Origin of the sequence: Treponema primitia ZAS-2 (assembly GCF_000214375.1) — a bacterium.
GTDB lineage: Bacteria > Spirochaetota > Spirochaetia > Treponematales > Breznakiellaceae > Termitinema > Termitinema primitia.
In genome coordinates this window covers 618,999-639,679 of record NC_015578.1, presented here as the reverse complement: position 1 = coordinate 639,679, position 20,681 = coordinate 618,999, and the positions used below count along the sequence as shown (strand labels likewise).

Annotated in this window: 17 protein-coding genes; 13 read left to right on the top strand and 4 right to left on the bottom strand. The window is 53.7% G+C overall.

The features are described 5' to 3' along the window. Positions 1-38 precede the first annotated feature (38 nt). The 6 genes from TREPR_RS02800 to TREPR_RS02775 all read left to right on the top strand — a co-directional run bounded on the left by TREPR_RS02800 (position 39) and on the right by TREPR_RS02775 (position 7,606). The gene (locus TREPR_RS02800; RefSeq protein WP_015706767.1) at positions 39-668 is read left to right on the top strand and encodes a TIGR03943 family putative permease subunit; all 630 of its coding nucleotides are present in this window, start codon (positions 39-41) and stop codon (positions 666-668) included. Positions 669-738: 70 nt separating this feature from the next. Further along, the gene (locus TREPR_RS02795; protein WP_041610986.1) at positions 739-2,667 is read left to right on the top strand and encodes a bifunctional metallophosphatase/5'-nucleotidase; all 1,929 of its coding nucleotides are present in this window, start codon (positions 739-741) and stop codon (positions 2,665-2,667) included. 116 nt (positions 2,668-2,783) lie between these two features. After that, positions 2,784-3,833: a BMP family lipoprotein gene (locus TREPR_RS02790; protein WP_041611395.1), complete on the top strand. Its 1,050-nt coding sequence runs from the start codon at positions 2,784-2,786 to the stop codon at positions 3,831-3,833. 128 nt (positions 3,834-3,961) lie between these two features. Then, positions 3,962-5,542, top strand: a complete 1,581-nt coding sequence (locus TREPR_RS02785; protein WP_015706764.1) for an ABC transporter ATP-binding protein — start codon at positions 3,962-3,964, stop codon at positions 5,540-5,542. Further along, complete coding sequence (locus TREPR_RS02780) at positions 5,529-6,665, top strand: ABC transporter permease (protein WP_015706763.1); 1,137 nt, start codon at positions 5,529-5,531, stop codon at positions 6,663-6,665. Before TREPR_RS02785 ends, TREPR_RS02780 begins: the two co-directional genes overlap by 14 nt. Next, a complete protein-coding gene (locus TREPR_RS02775) occupies positions 6,662-7,606 on the top strand; it encodes an ABC transporter permease (protein ID WP_015706762.1) in 945 nt (314 codons plus the stop codon). The genes TREPR_RS02780 and TREPR_RS02775 overlap by 4 nt, the downstream gene beginning before the upstream one ends. 18 nt (positions 7,607-7,624) lie before the next feature. Here TREPR_RS02775 and TREPR_RS02770 read toward each other — a convergent pair whose 3' ends face one another. Next, positions 7,625-8,038, bottom strand: a complete 414-nt coding sequence (locus tag TREPR_RS02770) for an EamA family transporter (RefSeq protein WP_015706761.1) — start codon at positions 8,036-8,038, stop codon at positions 7,625-7,627. 189 nt (positions 8,039-8,227) lie between these two features. On the opposite strand from TREPR_RS02770, the gene TREPR_RS02765 reads away from it, so the two are divergent. Genes TREPR_RS02765 through TREPR_RS02755 form a run of 3 tightly spaced genes read left to right on the top strand, consistent with a single transcriptional unit; the run spans position 8,228 to position 10,813 of the window. Then, positions 8,228-8,461 (top strand): DUF6110 family protein, encoded by a 234-nt coding sequence (locus tag TREPR_RS02765; RefSeq protein ID WP_015706760.1) that lies wholly within the window; start codon positions 8,228-8,230, stop codon positions 8,459-8,461. Positions 8,462-8,464: 3 nt separating this feature from the next. Next, positions 8,465-10,549 carry a heavy metal translocating P-type ATPase gene (locus TREPR_RS02760; protein ID WP_015706759.1) on the top strand — a complete coding sequence of 695 codons (2,085 nt, stop codon included), beginning with the start codon at positions 8,465-8,467 and terminating at the stop codon, positions 10,547-10,549. 12 nt (positions 10,550-10,561) lie between these two features. After that, entirely contained in the window at positions 10,562-10,813 is a 252-nt protein-coding gene (locus TREPR_RS02755; RefSeq protein WP_015706758.1) for an HMA2 domain-containing protein, read from the top strand. Here TREPR_RS02755 and TREPR_RS02750 read toward each other — a convergent pair. The 3 genes from TREPR_RS02750 to TREPR_RS02740 all read right to left on the bottom strand — a co-directional run bounded on the left by TREPR_RS02750 (position 10,785) and on the right by TREPR_RS02740 (position 14,269). After that, positions 10,785-12,008 carry a nitrogenase component 1 gene (locus tag TREPR_RS02750; protein WP_015706757.1) on the bottom strand — a complete coding sequence of 408 codons (1,224 nt, stop codon included), beginning with the start codon at positions 12,006-12,008 and terminating at the stop codon, positions 10,785-10,787. The genes TREPR_RS02755 and TREPR_RS02750 overlap by 29 nt on opposite strands. Positions 12,009-12,107: 99 nt before the next feature. Next, entirely contained in the window at positions 12,108-13,505 is a 1,398-nt protein-coding gene (locus TREPR_RS02745; protein ID WP_015706756.1) for a nitrogenase component 1, read from the bottom strand. Then, a complete protein-coding gene (locus tag TREPR_RS02740) occupies positions 13,502-14,269 on the bottom strand; it encodes a nucleotide-binding protein (RefSeq protein ID WP_015706755.1) in 768 nt (255 codons plus the stop codon). Before TREPR_RS02740 ends, TREPR_RS02745 begins: the two co-directional genes overlap by 4 nt. Positions 14,270-14,454: 185 nt before the next feature. Here TREPR_RS02740 and TREPR_RS02735 point away from each other — a divergent pair, with 185 nt between their 5' ends. The 4 genes from TREPR_RS02735 to TREPR_RS02720 are packed head-to-tail and all read left to right on the top strand — an operon-like array spanning position 14,455 to position 20,666. Continuing rightward, a complete protein-coding gene (locus TREPR_RS02735) occupies positions 14,455-15,435 on the top strand; it encodes an ABC transporter permease (protein WP_015706754.1) in 981 nt (326 codons plus the stop codon). Further along, positions 15,432-18,062 (top strand): ABC transporter ATP-binding protein/permease, encoded by a 2,631-nt coding sequence (locus TREPR_RS17765; protein ID WP_015706753.1) that lies wholly within the window; start codon positions 15,432-15,434, stop codon positions 18,060-18,062. Before TREPR_RS02735 ends, TREPR_RS17765 begins: the two co-directional genes overlap by 4 nt. Next, a complete protein-coding gene (locus TREPR_RS02725) occupies positions 18,059-19,879 on the top strand; it encodes an urease accessory protein UreH domain-containing protein (RefSeq protein WP_015706752.1) in 1,821 nt (606 codons plus the stop codon). Before TREPR_RS17765 ends, TREPR_RS02725 begins: the two co-directional genes overlap by 4 nt. Before the next feature lie 16 nt (positions 19,880-19,895). Further along, a complete protein-coding gene (locus tag TREPR_RS02720) occupies positions 19,896-20,666 on the top strand; it encodes an ATP-binding protein (RefSeq protein WP_015706751.1) in 771 nt (256 codons plus the stop codon). The last annotated feature ends 15 nt before the right edge of the window (positions 20,667-20,681 follow it).

The window sequence follows — 20,681 nt, the reverse complement described above, 5'->3', positions numbered from 1 at the left end:
TTCCCCTTGACAATATGCCGACTAGCTTGTAGTCTTTAGTGTGCTACATTCCGGGAGGGATTGCCATTCAAAAAGCCATTACCATTGGCCTATGCTTTTTTTTCATCCTCGTCTCTGTCCCGGGTTGTAACAGCCGGGGAAAATCCGGTGTCGGGTTAACAGGGGCCGCAGAAAAGATAGAGCCGGATGAGGAGGAGCTTACAGAGGAGCCCGAACCGGGTCTCCTGGCGGCGGCGGCGGCCCACCCTTTGGAACCACTTGCAACGCAGTTCCCCGCGCAGAAATACGAGCAGCCAGAGGATGTGGTTGAAATCACGGAATCTGTTTTTCTCCCCCAGGTTATTGATATTTATGTTAACAGAAACAAGTATTTGGGTAAGACCATACGCTACGAAGGGTCTCTTGAAAAGGAAGACTACCCGGCCCTGGGCCTGAGCTACTACTATGTGGACCGGATTGGCCCGGCCTGCCATGAGGGCGCGGATAACAGGCTTGGGTTTGAGGTTTCCTGGGACGACCCCTACCCCGCAGCCCATAGCTGGGTGGAAGTCACAGGCCGCCTCGATTCCTATGAAGAAAATGGCCGCACCTTTCTTCACCTGATACTTAGTTCATTAAAGGTACTTGACCAGCGGGGTGCGGAACATATAACAGACAGCGGGGCCTGATGGGTTTAAACAGCATATTAAGTATTAGTATACTAATACTATTATGAATATTATTTATGGAGGAGTTTTTATGTTCAAAGGATTTTCTAAAAAATGGAAAGGCCCGGCAATACTATCAGCAGTATTACTGGCGCCTTTAGTAATGATGTCGTCCTGTCTTTCAGGACCGGGTACAGGGGACGGCCCCGATTCAGTGGAACTGGCCATTCTGACCACCACGGATATGCACGGCAGGATCTACAACATCAACCCCCTGAACGGCCGCAGTGTTAACAACACCTATCTGAAAACAGCAACGGTAATCAAGGAACAGCGCGCCCAATACGGTGCCAATACCTTGCTTATTGATGCCGGGGACATCATTCAGGGCTCTGCCATGACCAGTTTCAATGTCAACTCCGAGGGGGGCGACTGGAACCCCATGGCCATCAGCCTGCGTTATATAGGGTATGACGCCTTTGTACCGGGCAACCATGAGTACAACTACACCGTGGACATTCAGCAGAAGTTCTACAACATGCTGCGCATGAACACTACCCAGCTTGCGGCGGTTCCCGAATCCGCCAGGATGAAAAACGCCATGCCCCCGGGAATCGACGCGGTGCTCAATTCTTCCCCGGCGGTTCCCGCAGTGGCGGCCAATATCCTCAATCCCGACGGTACCCCAAAGAGCAACTTTGTGCCCTATGTGGTCAAAACCTTTAAGGTTGGGCGCAAAACCTTTAAGGTTGGCATCCTGGGTTTTGAAAACGTGAATGTCCCCAACTGGGATCCCCGCAGCCATTACCCAGACACCCTGTTTTCCCACAGTGACAACACCGCCCAGACCTATGCCTACGAGTGGACCCAATACTGGAGCAAGCAGCTTAAGAACGTTGAAAAATGCGATATCGTCATTGCAGCAGCCCATTCCGGCTTCGGGGTTTCCGAGGTAAACAACAGCAACAAAGAAAACCAGATGCGTCACCTTATCGAAAACACCACAGGCATTGATCTGGTAATCGGCGGGCATGACCATACCCCAAGAACCGAGCTTGTCAAAAACAAGGACGGCAAGGACGTTCCCTACCTGAATGCAGGGTGCAATAATGTTACCAAAAACATTGTCACCCTTAACAAGGACGGTACCTATGCTGTGGCCCTGGAAAGCGAACAAATTGCCCTTAACGCAGATGTGGCCGATGACGAGGGCCTGAAAGCCCTGATGGAAACCTACTACACCAAGGCCGACGCCTTTGTGCAGGTGCCCATCGCCACCCTGTCCGCCGAAGACGGCGCCTGGGACAAAGTGAACAATTTCTTCATCACCCAGGGTGATGCCTACGATCTGGTTTCCGAAGCCCAGCTTTGGGCCGCCGGCGGGGCGGATGTTTCCATCACCGCAGATGTTCACCGGAACAACTGGATCCCCTCGGTCCTCTTTGAAGGGAGCGCAAAGACCGCCAGCATCAGCCTGAAGAACATCTACGATCTCTATCAATTCGATAACAACCTGCTCTACGGCATCAAATTGAGCGGGCCGGAACTGTTGGCCTGGATGGAGGAAACGGCAAAATACTACACCGTAAACGGGAATGCCGTAGAAGGAAGCGGCTACGGCCTGGACCATGTCTACGGGGTGAGCTACGAGGTATACGCGGGGAATCCTGTGGGCCAGCGGATAAAGAATGCGGTGTACAAGGGACGGCCCCTGGCGGAGCACACAGCACCGGACATCAAGGTAGCCCTGAATAGCTACCGCCTCAGCGCCAGCGCGGAAAATGACAGCTACGGCTGGTTCAAAGCTACCGGAGTCAACACGGACAGCAAGGACCGGGTTTACTTTGTGGCCGCAGAAACCCCGGAATTCGGCCCTGTGGGCGGTTCCGCAACCCTGATCATCGGGGAATACCTGAAGGCCAGGACCGCAAAGGGGGAATCGGTCAAACCCCCGCGGCTGGATAAGAACGTCAGCGGCAATTATACCAAGTGGACCGTGTCGCCCTCAAAGGCGCCCTAATTCACCTAAGTTCAGTTACCCCCTGGCATAATGCTTGACAGGGGGTTTCCCCTTCTATTACCATCTTATTGGAGGAAACAGAAATGATATATGGAAAAAATAGAGGCTTCCTTTTAGTGGCAGCCGTTTTTTTAGCCTTTGCGCTTATCTTTACGGGTTGTCAGAAAAAAACGACCCAAGCGCCGCAAGCTGCACAGAGCAGTGAGAAGATTACAAAGATCGGCCTGGTAACCGATGTGGGCGGGGTCAATGACCAGTCCTTTAACCAGAGTGCCTGGGAAGGGTTGCAGCGGCTCCGCACCGAAACCGGCGCCAATGTGAGCTATATTGAATCCAAGGATGAAAGCAACTATACCCCAAATATTGACACCTTTGTGGATCAGAAAAGCGATCTTATCTGGGGCGTTGGCTTCATGCTTGGGGATGCTTTTGCCCAGGCCGGCAAAGATTATCCGAACCAGCAGTTTGCCATCGTAGACTATGCCTACGCTGCCTCTGATGTTCCCAACAAGAACGTCACCGGGATAGTGTTCTCCGCCGAAGAATGTTCTTTCCTGGTGGGCTACATTGCCGGTAAGGTCACCAAGACCGGGAAGGTGGGCCATGTCAACGGGATTTCATCCCCCACCATGGAAACCTTCGCGGTCGGCTATTATGCGGGGGTTCTTACCGCCAATCCCAATGCACAGATAATGGGTCAGTATTCCGGTTCCTTCGGTGATCCTGCTGCGGGTAAGAATATCGCCAACCAGTACTTTGCTGCGGGCGCGGATATTGTGTACCACGCTGCGGGTGGTACCGGCGCGGGGGTCATTGAGGCCGCCAGGGAACAGAACAAGTGGGCAATCGGGGTCGATATGGACCAGAACTACATAGCCCCCAACAATGTGCTCACCAGCGCACTCAAGCGGGTTGATAATGCCCTCTACGATGTTTCCGATTCTTTACGGAAAGGCACCTATGTTCCCGGCAGTACCCTGCTGTACAATCTGAAAAACAACGGCGTCGGCTATGCCACCACGGGCAATCATATTCCGGCGGATGTTATCCGGGATGTGGAAGCCATCAAGGCAAAGATCATTTCCGGAGAGCAGAAAGTCCCGGCCACGGCCGCGGAAATTAACGCCCTCTTCCCGGGCAAATACAATTTACCCGCGGTTAACTAAACAAAGCCTGTTTTTAAAAACGGCAGCGGAGATTCCGTTGCCGTTTTTTTTGTTTACCGGTTTCAATATTTTAAAAAAAATGCTATACTATACGGATATTCCGTCAAAAAGAATTTGAAGGAGTCGTTATGGCTTTAAGCAATACTAAGGTCGAGGAATTGCCCCCTGCGCAGGAAACTACGTTGCAAGTGGCAGTGGACATGCGGAACATCACCATGATGTTTGGCTCCTTCAAAGCCAACGACAATGTATGCCTGACGGTCCCCCAGCGCTCTATCCACGCGATCCTTGGTGAAAACGGTGCAGGCAAAAGCACCCTGATGAATGTACTCTACGGGCTTCTCCAGCCGGATTCCGGAGACATCTTTATTAAAGGCGAAAAGGTAACCATTGACTCCCCTTCACGGGCGATTGAATACGGCATCGGCATGGTGCACCAGCATTTTATGCTGGTACCGCCCTTTACGGTTACGGAAAACATTATTTTGGGCAGGGAACCGGTAAAGGCTATTGGGGTGGTAGACGCCGCAAAAGCCCGCTCGGACGTGCAGGCCCTGATCGAGCGCTATGAGCTGAAAGTGGACCCCAATGCGAAGGTGGAAGACATCTCGGTGAGTATGCAGCAGCGGGTAGAGATCCTCAAGGTCCTCTACCGGGGCGCAGAAATACTGATCCTCGACGAACCCACTGCCTCCCTTACCCCCCAGGAAATAGAAGAACTGGGGATAATCATGAAGAACCTGGTAAGCGAAGGAAAGACGGTGATCATCATCACCCATAAACTGGCGGAAATTAAATCCATGGCGGATCGCTGTACCATCATCCGTTCCGGGAAGACCATCGATACGGTTACGGTATCAGAAGTGAGCGAACAGGATCTTGCCTCCATGATGGTGGGCCGGGCAGTAGAATTTTCAACCCATAAAAAAACTGCCCATCCCGGTGATGTAACGCTAAAAGTAGAAAATCTGGTGGTCAGGGATTACTGGGACCACCCTGCGGTAAACGGCCTTTCCGTTTCGGTGCGGGCCGGGGAGATCGTGGGTATAGCCGGGGTAGACGGTAACGGCCAGTCCGAATTGGTCTCCGCCCTGACAGGGCTCCGAAAAGCCCAGTCCGGATCGATCACCATTTCCGGGACAGATATTTTCAACAAGTCACCCAGGATGATCTTTGATAGTGGAGTTTCATCCATCCCGGAAGACCGGCAGAAACACGGTCTGGTGCTGGATTTTTCGGTGGCGGAGAACCTGGTGCTCCAGAATGTGAAGGAGCAGGAATTTTCCAGCCACGGCTTTTTGCAAAAAAACAGTATCACTGCCCATGCAAAACAGTTGATCGAAAAATTCGACATCCGGCCCGAAGATTGCGCGGAACACAGGGCGGGCAGCCTTTCCGGGGGAAACCAGCAGAAGCTTATCATCGCCCGGGAAGTGACCAACGACAAAAAGCTGCTCATCTGCGTCAACCCCACCCGGGGCCTTGATGTGGGGGCCATTGAATATGTGCACCGTTACATCGTAGCCCAGCGGGACGCGGGAAAGGCGGTGCTTTTAGTTTCCTTTGAATTGAGTGAAATCATGAACCTATCGGATCGCATTGACGTGATGTTCCGGGGGAAGATCGTCGGCAGTATGTCCGGGGACAGGGCGGATCAATCTACCCTGGGACTTATGATGGCGGGAGGAACGGCAAATGAAGCGGTCTGAACAATCCGATCCGGCAAAGGGGCCCGAACAATCCGGCCCGGCTCTCAAACGGCCCCGGATAGTAACCCGTATATGGAACGATACCTTCCTCTATACCCTCCTGGCAATTTTTATCGGCCTCCTGGCGGGATCCCTGATACTGCTCATCACGGGGTTTAACCCCATCAGCGCCTACGCCACCCTGTTCCTGGGCATTTTCGGCTCCTTCAAAACGATCATGTACTCGGTACAGTACGCCACGCCTATCATCTTTACCGGCCTGGCGGTTACCTTTGCTTTTAAGACCGGACTCTTCAACATCGGGGCCGAGGGGCAATATATCATGGGGGGCATCTCCGCTCTGGCAGTAAGCCTGCTCCTGCCCCTGCCTGCGGGTATCCACGGTATAGTTTGTGTGTTGGCCGGGGGCCTTGCAGGGGCCTGCTTAGGAGGTATCGCAGGGTTTCTGAAGGCCTACAAGGGTATCCATGAAGTTATCGTAACCATCATGCTCAACTGGATAGCCTTTTACCTTTCCAACTTTCTGGTCATGTCCCCGGCTTTCAAAAAACCCAGTTCCACCGCCTCCCAGGATATTGCCGAAACATCCCGTATCTACACCGATGCCTTCCGGGAAACCCTGGGTACCGTCAAGGTTCACTGGGGGATGCTCCTGGCATTGGCTGCGGTATTCCTCTGCTGGCTCATCCTGAACAAAACCACCCTGGGCTACAGGCTGCGGGCAGTGGGGTTCAACAGAAACGCTGCGGAGTACGGGGGCATCCCGGTTGCCCGGTCCATAGTAACCAGCATGGGCATCTCCGGTCTTCTGGCCGGGCTGGGCGGGGCCACCCAGGTCCTGGGAGTGGTGGGACGGATCACCCAGCTTGCCGCACAGGAAGGCTACGGCTTCGATGGCATATCGGTGTCCATGATCGGGGGCATCAACCCCATAGGCGCCCTCTTCGCGGGGCTCTTCTATGGAGGAATGAAATACGGGAGCAGTAAACTTAACACCATAGGCGCCCCCAGCGAACTGGTGAACGTGATCATCGGGGTGATCATCTATTCCATTGCCATCATGGGCGCCTTCCGGGTGCTGATAAAATTCATCAAAGCAAAAAAAGAAGGGAGGCCCCTATGATACTCAGCGCTTCCGATATAGGGCTGCTCATCAGCTCTACCCTGACCTACGCCGCCCCGCTAATCATAGCGGGTATGGGCAGTATCATGAGTGAAACCTCCGGGGTGGTGAACATCGGCATTGAAGGGCAGATGACCATCGGCGCCTTTACCTGCGCCGCAGTATCAGTGCTAACCGGCAGCCCCTGGATCGGCTTGCTTGGCGGCGCCCTGGCAGGAGCCTTCTTCGGCTGTCTCCACGCCCTGGCCTCCATCACCTTTAAGGCGGACCAGACCATTTCCGGAATCGCCATCAACCTCCTGGCCCCGGGGGCATCGATCTACTTTTGCAAGGCCATCTTCACAGGGTCCACCCAGACCCGGCCGGTGGAACTTTCGGGCAAGCTGCCCGTGGTGCTGGGAAAACTCTTCCCCGCCGAATCCTTCCTGAACTACACCCTAAAAAACTACGTCTCAGTATACTTTTGCATACTTTTAGCTGTGTTCATCTGGTTTCTGCTTTTCAAAACCCGCCTGGGCCTGCGGATCCGCTCCGTGGGGGAACACCCCCGTGCGGCGGCCACCCTGGGCATCAGCGTCTTCCGGGTACGCTACTTCTGCGTGATCCTCTCAGGAATACTCGCCGCCCTGGGCGGTGCGGTGATCCCCTTGTCTACGGTTTCCTACTTTTTCCCGTCGATCATTTCAGGCCAGGGCTTCATCGCCATTGCGGCGGTTATCTTTGGCAAATTCAAACCTAAGAACACGGTCCTGGCCTGCCTGCTCTTCGGCTTTTGCAAATCCCTTTCCCTCACCCTGGGGAACCCCAAATTCGGCTTCAGTGTTTCTACCCATTTGTTGAACATGATCCCCTACATCATCACCTTGCTGGTGCTGCTCTTCATCGGACGCAGCCATGCGCCTGCGGCCAGCGGGAAGATCTATGACCCTGCGGGGGGCTAATTATTGAATATAGTTCCTCTAAAGTATCAGAACGAATGTTCCGGCAGTAATTAATATTCCACCAATAATTGACTTAATAGTTATTGTTTCTTTTAATACAATAAACGCCATCACCATTCCAATAACAACGCTAAATTTATCAATGGGTATTACTTTTGATGCTTCTCCTATTTGTAAAGCCCTATAATAACAAAGCCATGATATTCCCGTCGCAACACCTGAAAGTATTAAAAATAATAGATTTTTATGTCCTATATTTACAATATCATTTTGTTTTCCGGTTATAAAAACAATTCCCCATGAAAATATTAAAACCACAACTGTCCGAATAGCTGTTGCCAAATTTGAATTTATATTTGCAATACCAACTTTTGCTAAAATTGAAGTTAAAGCCGCAAAAACAGCCGAGGATAATGCGAAAAATACCCACATATATTTCCCTCCGTAATTATTGGGATATTATACCAATGTATAAGAATATAAACAGCTACATGTTTGTATAGTTTAAATACCCCAAACTATCTATTGACATGACTGTTATCTAATGATAACTTTTAAGGGTTATAAAGAGCTAACTAACTTAGTTTACTCTTACTCAATGTTCAATAAGGAGGTGTTTGTATGAACAATTGGTGGAAGTATGGACTGGTCTTTGTGGGAGGGGCGGTGGTGGGCGCCCTGGTGTATAAAAACAGCAAGGAGATCCGGTCGGTTTGTACCAAGGCCCTGGGCGGGCTTATGGACCTGAAGGATAAGGCCATGGAAACGGTAGAAACCGTTAAGGAAAGTGCCGAGGATATACTGGCCGAGGCGGATGCCCAACGTAAGGCGACCCCGGAAGCCGCCAAGGCCTAAGCCGTGCGTGCCGCAGTTGTACACTCCCTCCCCGGTCGGATCAGGCTCCGTACCAACCCCGATACCCTCAGGGCATGCGGGTCCCCGGCCATGGCGGGGATGGCCCGGGAACTTTCGGAGATCCCCGGGGTACGGAGCGCGGCCCTTAATCCCAGAACCGGCAGTATCCTTCTCCATTACGATACGGGCCTTCTGGATGAAAAAGGTCTCTGCGGAATTCTAGGACAGATCGATCTGGAAGCCCTGATTGCTTCCGTTCCTAGGACAGAGGAAAAAGAAGAGTCATCCCCGGGCTGGGCCTATATCGCTTACCAGCTCTTCCGCCTTTTCAGGCCCCCGGCACTGAAACCCCTGTTTACCATATTAGGCGCCATTCCCTATATAGCCGAAGGCTTGCGTTCCCTTGGGGGCATGAAAATGGATGTATCCCTGCTGGACGCTTCGGTCATTTCCCTTTCCCTGGCCCAGAAAAACTACAGCTCCGCCTCTACTCTGATGATGCTACTCCGAACCGGGCAGTACCTGGAACAGTGGGCCCGGCGCCGTTCACGGGAAAACCTGGCGGCGGCTATTTCCCTGAAGGTAGGGCAGGTCTGGGTCCGCCGAGACGGTCAGGACGAACAGATTCCCTACTCCCTGCTTGAGCCGGGGGATCAGGTGGTACTCCGGGCAGGAACCCTGATCCCTGTGGACGGAAAGGTTATTGAGGGCAATGCCACGGTCAATGAAAGCTCCATGACCGGGGAACCCCTGGCGGTTTCCAGAACCGCAGGCGCATCGGTCCATGCGGGAACGGTCATTGAAGAAGGTGAACTTATTGTTGAGGTCCTCAGAAAAGGTGATGATACCCGGTTTCAGAAGATCATCCAGCTCATAGAAGACTCGGAAGCTGCTAAGGCAAAAACTGAAAGCCGGGCCAATGAACTGGCCAACAAGGCGGTCCCCTTCAGTTTTATTGCTGCAGGGCTCACCGCACTGCTCAACGGTAATTTCCAAAAAGCCCAGGTTGTACTTTCAGTTGATTTTTCATGTGCAATAAAACTATCAACACCTCTGGTGTTTATCTCGGCCATGCGTGAAGGCCTTAACAACGGGGTATTTTTCAAAGGCGGTGCCCCCATGGAGGATTTCGCCAGGGTGGACACCATAGTCTTTGACAAAACCGGTACCCTCACCAAGGCGGCCCCTGCCCTGGAGCGGATCATCCCCTATAACGGGTACAAGGAGACCGAGGTCCTGAAGATCGCCGCCTGCCTCGAAGAGCACTTTCCCCACCCTGTGGCGAAGGCTGTGGTGAAGCACGCCCTGGAAATGGGGGTGGAACACCGGGAAAAGCACACCACGGTCAAGTACATCGCCGCCCACGGCATAGCCACCGAATACGACGGGCAGCTTACCCTTATAGGCTCCCGGCATTTTGTCAGCGATGACGAAGGGATCGATATCTCTATTGCCGCCGCCGATGAAGCCGCCGCCGCCGGTGAGGGGCGTTCCGTATTGTACCTGGCCCGGGAAGGTAAACTGGCAGGGCTTCTGGTGATCGACGATCCCCTTCGGGAAGAGGCGATGGAAGTTATCGCCATGCTGCGAAAACTGGGGATAAAGCGGATCTACCTGCTTTCAGGGGATAACAAGCGAACCACCGAACGGATTGCCCGCAAACTGGGGGCCGATGGTTTCCGGGGGGAACTGCTGCCCCAGGAGAAGACCGATCTGGTCAAGGCTCTCAAAAAACTGGGCTGCGCCGTGGCAGTGGTGGGGGACGGGATGAACGATTCCCCGGCCATGTCCGCCGCCGATGTGGGCATAGCCATGAAGGACGGAGCGGATCTTGCCCGTAGTGTGGCGGACATCACCCTCCGGGACCCCTCACTGTACCCCCTAGTTATAGCCAGGCTGATGTCCCAGCGGGCAATGAAGCGTATACATGACAACACGGTTACTGCGATTAGTATCAATAGCGCCCTTATACTGATGAGCATCTTTGGTAATTTCACCACCACCAATTCGGTGTGGCTCCATAACCTCACCACCCTGGGGGTCAGCATGAACAGTATGCGGCCCCTTTTACCAGAGGGAAAGCGGTAGGTAAAGGGCACTATGATCGTAAGCTACTTTCCCGGCCGTATACGGCTCCGGTTCAATGAATTGAAAAACCCCGTTGTTGGAGAACAGGCCCTCGCCCGGATTCAGGCCGTGCCGGGAATCACCCGGGTGGAGCTTAAACCCCTGACCGGAAGCCTGCTCATTGAGTTTGATATAAAAACACTACCCCCGGAAAAACTATTTGAAACAGGTAAACGGGAACTGGCAAAGTTTAATATTACCCTGGAACTGCCAAACAATCCGTGACCGCCAATGACTTGCACTGCGCGGGGAACTTTCCGACTAAAGTCGGCGTTGCAAGTAGTGCCCACAGGGACCGGCTTTCTTCGTAAATACGGCCTGAGATCGCCCGATGGGGAAGTGGAATAAATTCAATGGAAGCATTTCCCGGCAGAAGATCCTCTATGATCGGATCGGCAATCACCCGTTTAAGCCCCGGCTTGGCAAAGAATTGTTCTGCCTCAAGTTCACCCCCAAAAAAACAGTCCCCCGGACCGAGCAGTTCTTTTCCTTCCTCAAAGAAGGTCCCTATCCGAACCGGCTCGCCGCCGTATTCATCCTCCAGATATACCCGGAGGGAACTGCAAAATACAGGTTCCCCGATAATTATTGTGCCGGCTTCACTGGTTTGTTTTGACGTATCAGGGATACTGTTTTTAGGGTCAACGGTCTTTCCATCGATATAATTACTAAGAGCAGAAAGAATACGGCTGCTCTCCTGTTTTCCCACGGGAAAGCCCATGGTAAAAGGAGTACCGAACCGGGTCTGTAAAAACCGGGCCAGGGGAAGGGCGGCGGCGCTTACCACCCAGTTAGCCCCGGCTCCGCCGGAATCCCCAAGAGCTTCCCGACCGGATCGGGCGCCCCAGATCGCGCCCAGCTCCAATCCGGCGTCATTAAGAAAACCTTCCATCATATCCAGGGTGGCATCATCAAAACCGTCCAAGACCGAGGCGCCAAGAATGTTGACCCTCCGGGGATTTTTTACCGGGGCGTCCTTCAGAAACCGTCCTGCGATGGCAAGGTAGGCGTCACGCTGCCCCTTGTCATAATACCCAAGTCCGTTGGTAGGAAACCCAAAGGCCGGAACCCCGAGCCGATGTTCAATCAGGGAAGCGAAGCCCCTGAAATCAAATCCGACCACCATGGGTACGGGACTCCCCACTATTACTACCCAGGGCGCCCCGGTTGTCTTTAGCGCTGCCTCTATCTTCTCCAGAAGTTTTTCATCTTCCCCCATGATGGCGTCCATATCCCGAAGGCCGGAACTGAAGGTAGGACTCGTGCTGCCGAACCAGCGGGGTTCATCGTACCCAGTATAGGTGCCGGTACAGCCCGATGCATCGTGGATAATAGTGAGAGCCCCCAGGTCATGAAAAATCGAAGCCACACCGGAATAATCCGGGGCCAGGGGAGGCAATGAATACAACATCTGCGCCATAAATAACTCCTGTCCTAGTGCGGCGAATGCCGCACAGTCTAATCGAAGCGAAACAAAGTTTCGCATAACTCCACTATGATATGTGCTATATGCGGTGGCTTACACCACCAGACCGTAATCCTTGACCTGCTGACGCAGATCCGATTTGCCCACAGCAACACTTTTGAGTATTGCTTCCAGAACCATGGTATAGCCTTCAAAACCGTATAACTGTTCATCAAAAGCGACAGGAACAGTGATGGGGGCGGAAGTAGCGTACCCCGCCTCAAAGCCCAGGGCTATATCCGCCCGGGCGGTGGTGGAGCGGAGGCCGTACTTCCGTACATGGTTGGGGCTGGCCACCATAATATCACCCTTGATCCGGGCCAGTTCCTCCAGATGGGGCTTTTCAAACCCCGGGAGCTGGCTGGTATAGATCCGGGTAACATTAAGGCCGCTCTTGACCAAAGCTAAGGCCAGACTGAAGGGAGCTATGGTTACTGAGGTGTCAAGGGCGATGCTTGCGCCGGCCAGGGCAGTTCGGGCTTCGGCTTCCCTGGCTTCCAGGGCTTCGATAAAGGGTTTGAACCAGGCTTCCATAGATTCCCGGCTTGGGGAATAATCCTTCGTTTCCCCGGGATGGTTCAGGGATTCCAGAAAGGCAATGATGCCCCGGTAGCGTTCAAAAATAGTTTCCCTGTCAAAGGCCATGAAAGCCCTGAACTCAGGTATGCCCAGCCTTTCCCGGAGATCCTCTGCGGCGGCCCTGCCTTCGGGCCTCACGACGAGGGATGCTGCGCTTCGGGAAAATTCCGTAAAGGAATCAAAATCCGTGCAGTATTCGGGGTGCCGGATGGGGCCGAAGCCGTAGTGTTTCAGAAGCTTCGCCAGTTCCGATGTTTGGGTAGGGGGCCGGTAAGCACCCATAAGAAGGATGCTCCGGTCTTTTTCCACAGGGGAAGGGAGCAGTTCGTACATTGATTTCTGTACCCGTATTCCCGGGGGCAGTTTACTGTCCATGCTGATGGGGTTCATCCGGGCAAGCTTAACAGGAATGTGGTGTTCCGCTTCCATCCGCGCCAGGGCAGTGGTATAATCGGTTCCCAGGAGATCGTCAATGCAGCTTACAAAGATAATAAGCGCCCTTGGCCGGGGCTTCACCCTTTCCATCAGCTCCCGCACAGCCCGTTCGATTTCCTCCTCGTAGCCCCCCAGAACAATTTCATTGTCAGTGATGCAGAGGTAACCTATCTTTTTCCGGTACCCCTGTTCTATGGAAGCGATTGCGCCATGGCGGCCGCAGGCAGCAGGGCAGACAAAGAGCAAAAAGGTTTCGGGAACCGTAAGGGCGACCTTCACCACCCCCCAACCGCCGTGGGCGGGGGAACAATAATGCAGGGTCGCCCGGGATGCGTCGGTCCCTAAAACCCGATCGGCATCGGCGACAAGTTCCGAAATGGGAAGTTCGTCGGTATAAAAATTGGCTGCGGAAGAGCCATTGAACAATGCATCGGTCATGATGCCGCCGCCTGAAGGGTTTCTCCCGCAAGGAGTATCCCCAGGGAACGGTAGGTCCCGCTCATTTCGCTCTCAGGAAAGAGTTCCAGCACTGTTTTCCCCTGGGCTTCCGCGTCCTGCACCAGGGAACACCGGGGGATCTCCCCGATAATGTCCGTGCCGATTTCCCCGGCGGCTTTTTCTACCAGGGCCCGTTCATTTTCGATGTTACGCCGGTTCAGGATGATGCCGGTCAGGGTAGCATAACTGCGGCCGGCGAAATTCTTTACCGCCTGGGCAATGTTGTAGGCCGCATAGAGGGCCATCATCTCCCCGGAACTTACGATAAGTACTTCGTCAGCGTAGCCTTCCCGCATGGGCATGGCAAAGCCCCCGCAGACCACATCCCCCAGGACATCGTAGAGTACGATATCGGGTTTGCAGATTTCGTAGGCTTTAAGCTCTTCCAGTTTTTCAAAGGCGGCGATGATGCCCCGTCCGGCACAGCCTATACCGGGGGTCGGGCCGCCGGCCTCCACGCAGAAGATCCCGTTAAACCCCGGGTGGACCAAGTCCTCCAGGACTATGGAATCTTTTTTTCCCCGCAGCACATCCAAAACCGTGGGGATGCTTTTCCCGCCCGTAAGATTCCTGGTGGAATCCGCCTTGGGGTCGCAGCCTATCTGCATAACCCTAAACCCTTCCATAGAAAGGGCCGCCGAAAGGTTGGAAACCGTGGTGGATTTACCTATTCCTCCCTTTCCATATATAGCTATCTTTTTCATCGCCTCTCCTGTTAGTCTAAGTTAATTTTGTTAGACTACAGTAATATATTGTTTCTATTAGCGCAAGGGCTTTTTACCGATTTTGGCAAAAATAGTTAGTTTTAGCTAATTATGTTATTGACAACTAATATTATTCTGTATAAAGTACTTTGTTGTTAGAAATTACTAACATAAAAGGATGTATTATGGTCTACGTTAAAACCATTTGCCAGTACCTAGTGGTACTGGCCTGTATATTGGTTCTGAATTTCGCCCTTCCCCGAATAGCCCCGGGAAGCCCGGCGAACTATCTGATTGTTGGTGCGGATATACAGTCCATGTCCCAGGAGCAGATTCAGCAGGTACTCCACGAATTTGAGCTTGATCTCCCGGTCATGACCCAGTTTAAAAACTATATTCTGGGCGTTTTCCGGGGAAATTTGGGGCTTTCGGTGATTTACGGCCGCCCGGTATGGGACATACTGAAATATCGGCTGCCCTGGACCCTACTCCTCATGGGGATATCCCTCCTGATCAGCGCGACCTTGGGGGTGGTAATCGGGGTTATAGGCGCCTGGAAACGGGGAGGATCCCGCGATCTGGGGTCCCTGTTTGTGGTGATGCTCTTGGGATCCGTGCCCCCCTTCTGGGTGGCCATGCTCCTGATCACCCTGTTTTCCGCTGCCCTGGGCTGGCTGCCTTCCTTCGGGGCCTACTCTATCGGGGCGGTTCCCGGCACGGGGAAGTACCTGATAGAGGTGATACGCCACCTGATCATGCCGGTGATGACCCTGACCATCGCCAAGACCGGGTCCATGTACCTGACCACCCGGTCTGCCATGGTCATCGCCATGGAGGATGATTATATACTCCTGGCCCACGCCAAGGGGCTCAGGGAAAAGAAGATACTCTTTACCCACGCCCTGAGAAACGCCATACTCCCCATTTACACCAACCTGATGTCCGGGCTCGGGGCTATGGTAGGGGGCGCCGCGGTGGTGGAAACCGTGTTTTCCTATCCCGGCATTGGGAACACCATCTATGAAAGCGTCCGAGCCCGGGACTACAACCTTTTGCAGGGCAGTTTCCTGGTCATTTCGGTAAGTATCCTGATTTGCAACCTCATAGCCGATTTGGGGTATCCCCTGCTGGACCCCCGGGTCAGGCGCCAGGTGGTGGAAGCATGAAAAAGTTCCTTCTTCGTTTATGCCGCCCCGAATACCGTTTAGGCCTTTTGGGAGCCCTGCTCCTGTCGATCATAGGCGGAGTCAGTATCCTTGCGCCGATAGTGGCGCCTTACAATCCCTTTGAGCGCAGCGGCACTCCCTTTGAAAAACCCGATTCCGCCCACATCCTGGGCTGTAACGATGTGGGGCACGATCTCCTTTCCGAGCTGATGTACGGAGGCAGAATCTCCCTTTCCGTGGGCCTTTTCGCCGCCTTTTACGCCACCGCGGTGGCGGTGATCGCCGCCCTGGCTTCCGGTTACTTCGGGGGCGGCCTGGACCGGATCATCATGCGGGTGGTGGACTTGATCATGTCCCTGCCCTTCCTCCCCCTGGTCATAGTCCTGGGAGTGTTCCTCGGCCCGGGCATGGGAACCCAGATCCTGGTAATTTCCCTGGTCATGTGGGCCCATCCCTGCCGGGAACTGCGGTCCCAGGTTATGAAAACCCGGAACTGCGGCTATATAGACGCCGCCCGGGCCATGGGGGAAAAGTCCTGGAAGATAATTTTGCGCCATACCCTGCCGGATCTGATGCCCCTCATAGTGCCCCAGTTCGTCCTGGTGGCCCAGAGCGCCATCCTGATCGAATCATCCCTGAGCTTTCTTGGCTTGGGGGACCCGATTTCCAAAAGCTGGGGGAGTATGCTCTTCTTTGCCAATACCCGGGCAGCCTTCCTCACCGGCGCATGGGTTTACTGGGTACTCCCCCCAGGGCTCCTCATAAGCCTTTCCTGCCTTTCCTTTTCCCTGATCGGGTTTTCCCTGGCCGGGAAGCGGGGGACTCTGTACTCTTCCTACGGTTCCTTCAAAAAATCCCGGGAACAGGATGCCGGTGAAAGAACCGCAGAATCACTACCCTTAGTTCTGAACAATATTAGTGTGTGCTACAACACCGGTCATGATGAATACCTCGCCGTTTCCGGGACCTCCCTGACCCTGCGAAAAAAAGAAGTGCTGGGGATCGTGGGGGAATCGGGGTGCGGCAAGACGACCCTGGCCATGACCATCCTAGGGCTCCTGCGCCACCCTGCGGAACTTACCGGCGGATCGGTCTTTATCCACGGGGAAAATATGCTCCTGGCAGGAAAGATGAAGATCCTCACCATCCGGGGAAAAACCATCGCCTATGTGCCCCAGAACGCCATGAATACTCTGAACCCGGTAGTTTCCCTGCGAAAGCAGTTAATCGAAGCCATCAGGATACACCGGAAAGTACCCCGCCAGGAAGAAAATGCCCAGGTAGCCCGGCTCCTGGACTTTGTGGGGATAGACCAGTCCCGGCAGGATTGCTATAACCATGAGCTTTCCGGGGGCATGAAGCAGCGGATTGTAATCGCCATGGCCCTGGCGAATAACCCGGACATCCTCATTGCGGATGAACCCACCACAGGGCTGGATGTGCTGGTCCAAAAAAGCATCCTGGATCTACTGATGGAACTGAAGGATCGGCTATCCATTTCCATCATCCTCATCACCCACGATCTGCCCCTGGCAATGAACTACAGCGACAGCCTAGCAGTGATGTACAAAGGAGAGTTTGTTGACTACGGTTCCATGGCTGAGGTCTATCAGCATCACCGTCATTTCCACACCGCCAGTCTTTTCAACAACTTCCCTCGGCTGGATCAGCCCAAGACCTGGGTACGGGATCAGAATTTCGGAACAGAAAGAATAGCTACGACAGTAAAACTTTCTGTGGAATCCGATATTCCTTCAGAAACCGGACCTCTGAAAGAGGCCGGGCTTCTAAAGGAGGCCTTGGTAGTCCGATCCCTTTCCAAAACCTTTTACTCAAGGCAGGGGCTCTTCAAGAAGGCTTCTGCGCCCATCCATGCGGTACAGGATGTTTCCTTTACCCTGCGGCCCGGAGAAGTTCTGGGTCTCATAGGGGGCAGCGGCTCAGGCAAGACCACTGTAAGCCGGCTCATCATGGGCCTGGAAAAGCCCGATGGCGGGGAAATATTCCTGAACGGAGAAGCCCTGCACCTGATGAAGGGAGCGGAACGCGCAAGGGCAGCCCGGAAGATACACCTGGTTTTTCAGGATCCCTATCAGTCCCTGCATAATAATAAAACTCTCTTCGATATTGCGGCGGAACCCATGGTTATTGAGGGAGGATACACCCAGGAGGAGATGAAGGAGCGGGTCCACGCCGCATTGCAGGATGTGCATCTTCCCTATAGCGACGCCTTCCTGAGGCGGACCCCAAATGAGCTTTCCGGAGGACAGCGGCAGCGTCTCTCCTTTGCCCGGGCAGTGGTGGCCAAACCCCGGTACATCATAGCCGATGAACCCAGCTCCATGCTGGACGCTTCCCTGCGCAAGGAACTGTTAAAGCTCATGGAAGAGCTGCGGAGCCGTTACAATATGGGGTACATCTTCATTACCCACGACCTTTCCCTGGCCTACCATTTCTGCGACCGCCTGATGGTGATGCATGAAGGGGCGGTGGTGGAAGAGGCGGACGCCCACAAGTTAATCCATCATCCCGTCCATGGGTATACCAGAGAATTGATCTCCGCTGTGGAGACCCCGACGCTTCCTGCGGCTGCACCGGATGATTCGGGTTATGCCCTGACTGTATGAACAAAATGATCCCCTCGGCAAAACTTGCGGCCCTTCTTGGGCTGCTGTTTATTTCCTTTCCCCTCCCCCTGTTTGCGCACATTGCCGACGAGATCGCCGTAAAAACCACGGTCGAAGTAAACAAGGATACTGTCAACTTTAAATTTGATATTTCATCCGGGGTTCTGTTCAGTACAGCCTTTCTAAAAACTCTGGATCCTGATAAAAACAAAATTTTTGAAGAAAAGGATATCCTGGCGTTTTCTGAATTTTTTTTGAAAACCCTGAAGGTTGACTTTGACGGCAAGACAGAAAAACTGTCATTTGAAAATTTCACCGCCTCTGAATGGGATTATTTCGCCGCCGGAGTTTCTACCATAATCCTGGAATATGCACTAGTTACTAAAAAAGGCAGGGCAGAAACCACGGAAGCAGAAATGGATCAGGGCGGATACCTTCGTTGCAATTTGCGTTATGAATTTTCTTTTTACCCGGAAATCGCGGTATATTCCTTAAGCCTCGTAAACAATGCCCCGGAAGAAATAGCTTTCCTGAGCGAAAAGCGGCATGAATTCCTTCAGGACGTACTTGAGCTGCAGTATGCCCTGGACCCGGCCCTTGCGGCGGCCATGGCTGCTGAACGGACTAGGGCGGCGGCTTTGCTCCCGATCTCCGCGGCCCCTGAAAAAAAGAAGCCCCCCCTATCCACAGCCGCCATCAGGGAATTTATCCGCAGCGGATTTGAACGTTCCGGGATCATGGACTTTATCCGGGGCACGGGATCCCGTAGGATTCCTGTGCTGCTTTTGATCCTCGCCCTGGGTGTAGGCTTCCTCCACGCCTTTACCCCCGGCCATGGCAAGGCCCTGGTGGGGGCCTTCCTGATCGCCAACCAGGGAACGGTGCTGCACGCCTTCTGCTTGGGTATAGTCCTTACCCTGACCCACACCATAAGTATCTACGGCTTCGGCCTCCTGGCCTCCACGGCGGCCAAAGTTTTTCTACCCGGGGAGTTTGTCCCGGTCTTAAGCGTGGCTTGCGGTATTTTCATCATTGGTATAGGCATACGGAGCTTTATCAGAAGGATCCTGGGAAAGGAGACGGATCATGCGCACCTGCTCCCCAACCTCAGGATACTGGAACGGGATACGGTGAATATTCTGATTGACGGACAGGCGGCGGAGGCGAATGAGGCCCTCATGATTGCCCAGGATGACAGTGAGCTTCAGGAATCCCTTAAGGCTGCGGGGGCGGAAAATTTTACCCTCTGCTCTCCGGGCTGCTCCGCCCATGTCAGGCTTCCCGGGGCTATCCAGGAACGGCAGCGTTCTGAGTTTTTCAGAATGGCCATAAAAACCGGAGCAGTGGATGCGGTGGTGGCCCAGTCGGAGAGAACTATCAAATATATAGGAAAGCTCGGCGAAAAAACTTTCATCCAAAAAAGCGACGCCGTTGTCCAGGAGCCCCGGGAACTTCTTTTCAGCGCGGTCCGCAACTACGCTTCCCGGGGGGCGATTACCATGCCGAAAACCCAGCTTTCCTGGGGAAGGGTGATCTCCCTGGGCATCACCGGGGGGATCATCCCCTGCCCGGATGCCCTGGCGGTACTCCTGGTAGCCACCGCTGCGGGCAAGGTGGGCATGGGCATGGGGATCATCTTCCTCTTCAGCCTGGGCCTTGCCTTCGCCCTTATCCTTGTGGGAATGGCCATTGTTTTGACCAAGCGGCTCCTGGCGGGCCAACGGCGTTTTGCCCTGGTTCTCCAAAGCCTTCCCTATTTCAGTTCACTGTTTATAAGCGCCTTAGGCGTTTTGATGATTAAGACTTCATTTATATAGGAGGAAAAAACAGGACATGAAAAAAATTGCGGTATGCGGCAAAGGCGGGGTGGGCAAAACCACCTTTACTGCCCTTTTGACCTACTGCCTTGCCGAGCAGGGCCGGGAAGTCTATGCCATTGATGCGGATGTAAACCCTACTCTGGGAGAGGCCCTCGGTTTTTCCCCAGAGGAAATCGCCGAGATACGGCCCATTATTGATATGCGGGATCTCCTTGAGGAAAGGACCGGGGCTAAAAGCGGCGAGTACGGCTCCTTCTTTAAGACCAACCCCCGGGTAAAGGATATTCCGGAAAAATTTTCCCGGCGGATAAAAAACATCAGCTTTCTTATGATGGGCGCAGTCCGGGGGGCAGATCAAGGCTGCGCCTGCGCGGAGAACGCCATGCTCAAGGCTCTGGTGACCCACCTCATTTTAAAGGAAAAGGAAACGGTCATCATGGACATGGTGGCCGGGACGGAACATATGGGCCGGGGAACCGCCAAGGGGGTGGACGCAATGTTTCTGGTGGTGGAACCGGGAACCCGGAGCATTAAAGCTGCGAAAGAAATCCTGAAGATGTCCCTGGATTTAGGTGTACAGCATGGCTACGCCCTGGGAAACAAGATACGTTCCCCGGAGGACATACAATTTCTGAAAGATGAGATGCCCGAATTCACCTTTGCCGGTTTTCTTCCCCTGGATAATGAGGTGGTGTCCGCAGAACGGCAGGGGGCAGCGCTTTACGAACGTTCCCCCATGATGCGGGAACATATTAATAAAATTGTTCAAGATCTGGGAATTTAAAATGCCACAGTGGTG

Excerpts from the sequence above, each read along its gene's own strand:
- TREPR_RS02795 (WP_041610986.1), top strand. The coding sequence starts at position 739 with ATGTTCAAAGGATTTTCTAAAAAATGGAAAGGCCCGGCAATACTATCA.
- TREPR_RS02785 (WP_015706764.1), top strand. The coding sequence starts at position 3,962 with ATGGCTTTAAGCAATACTAAGGTCGAGGAATTGCCCCCTGCGCAGGAA.
- TREPR_RS02780 (WP_015706763.1), top strand. The coding sequence starts at position 5,529 with ATGAAGCGGTCTGAACAATCCGATCCGGCAAAGGGGCCCGAACAATCC.
- TREPR_RS02775 (WP_015706762.1), top strand. The coding sequence starts at position 6,662 with ATGATACTCAGCGCTTCCGATATAGGGCTGCTCATCAGCTCTACCCTG.
- TREPR_RS02770 (WP_015706761.1), bottom strand. The coding sequence starts at position 8,038 with ATGTGGGTATTTTTCGCATTATCCTCGGCTGTTTTTGCGGCTTTAACT.
- TREPR_RS02765 (WP_015706760.1), top strand. The coding sequence starts at position 8,228 with ATGAACAATTGGTGGAAGTATGGACTGGTCTTTGTGGGAGGGGCGGTG.
- TREPR_RS02755 (WP_015706758.1), top strand. The coding sequence starts at position 10,562 with ATGATCGTAAGCTACTTTCCCGGCCGTATACGGCTCCGGTTCAATGAA.
- TREPR_RS02750 (WP_015706757.1), bottom strand. The coding sequence starts at position 12,008 with ATGGCGCAGATGTTGTATTCATTGCCTCCCCTGGCCCCGGATTATTCC.
- TREPR_RS02745 (WP_015706756.1), bottom strand. The coding sequence starts at position 13,505 with ATGACCGATGCATTGTTCAATGGCTCTTCCGCAGCCAATTTTTATACC.
- TREPR_RS02740 (WP_015706755.1), bottom strand. The coding sequence starts at position 14,269 with ATGAAAAAGATAGCTATATATGGAAAGGGAGGAATAGGTAAATCCACC.
- TREPR_RS02735 (WP_015706754.1), top strand. The coding sequence starts at position 14,455 with ATGGTCTACGTTAAAACCATTTGCCAGTACCTAGTGGTACTGGCCTGT.
- TREPR_RS17765 (WP_015706753.1), top strand. The coding sequence starts at position 15,432 with ATGAAAAAGTTCCTTCTTCGTTTATGCCGCCCCGAATACCGTTTAGGC.
- TREPR_RS02725 (WP_015706752.1), top strand. The coding sequence starts at position 18,059 with ATGAACAAAATGATCCCCTCGGCAAAACTTGCGGCCCTTCTTGGGCTG.
- TREPR_RS02720 (WP_015706751.1), top strand. The coding sequence starts at position 19,896 with ATGAAAAAAATTGCGGTATGCGGCAAAGGCGGGGTGGGCAAAACCACC.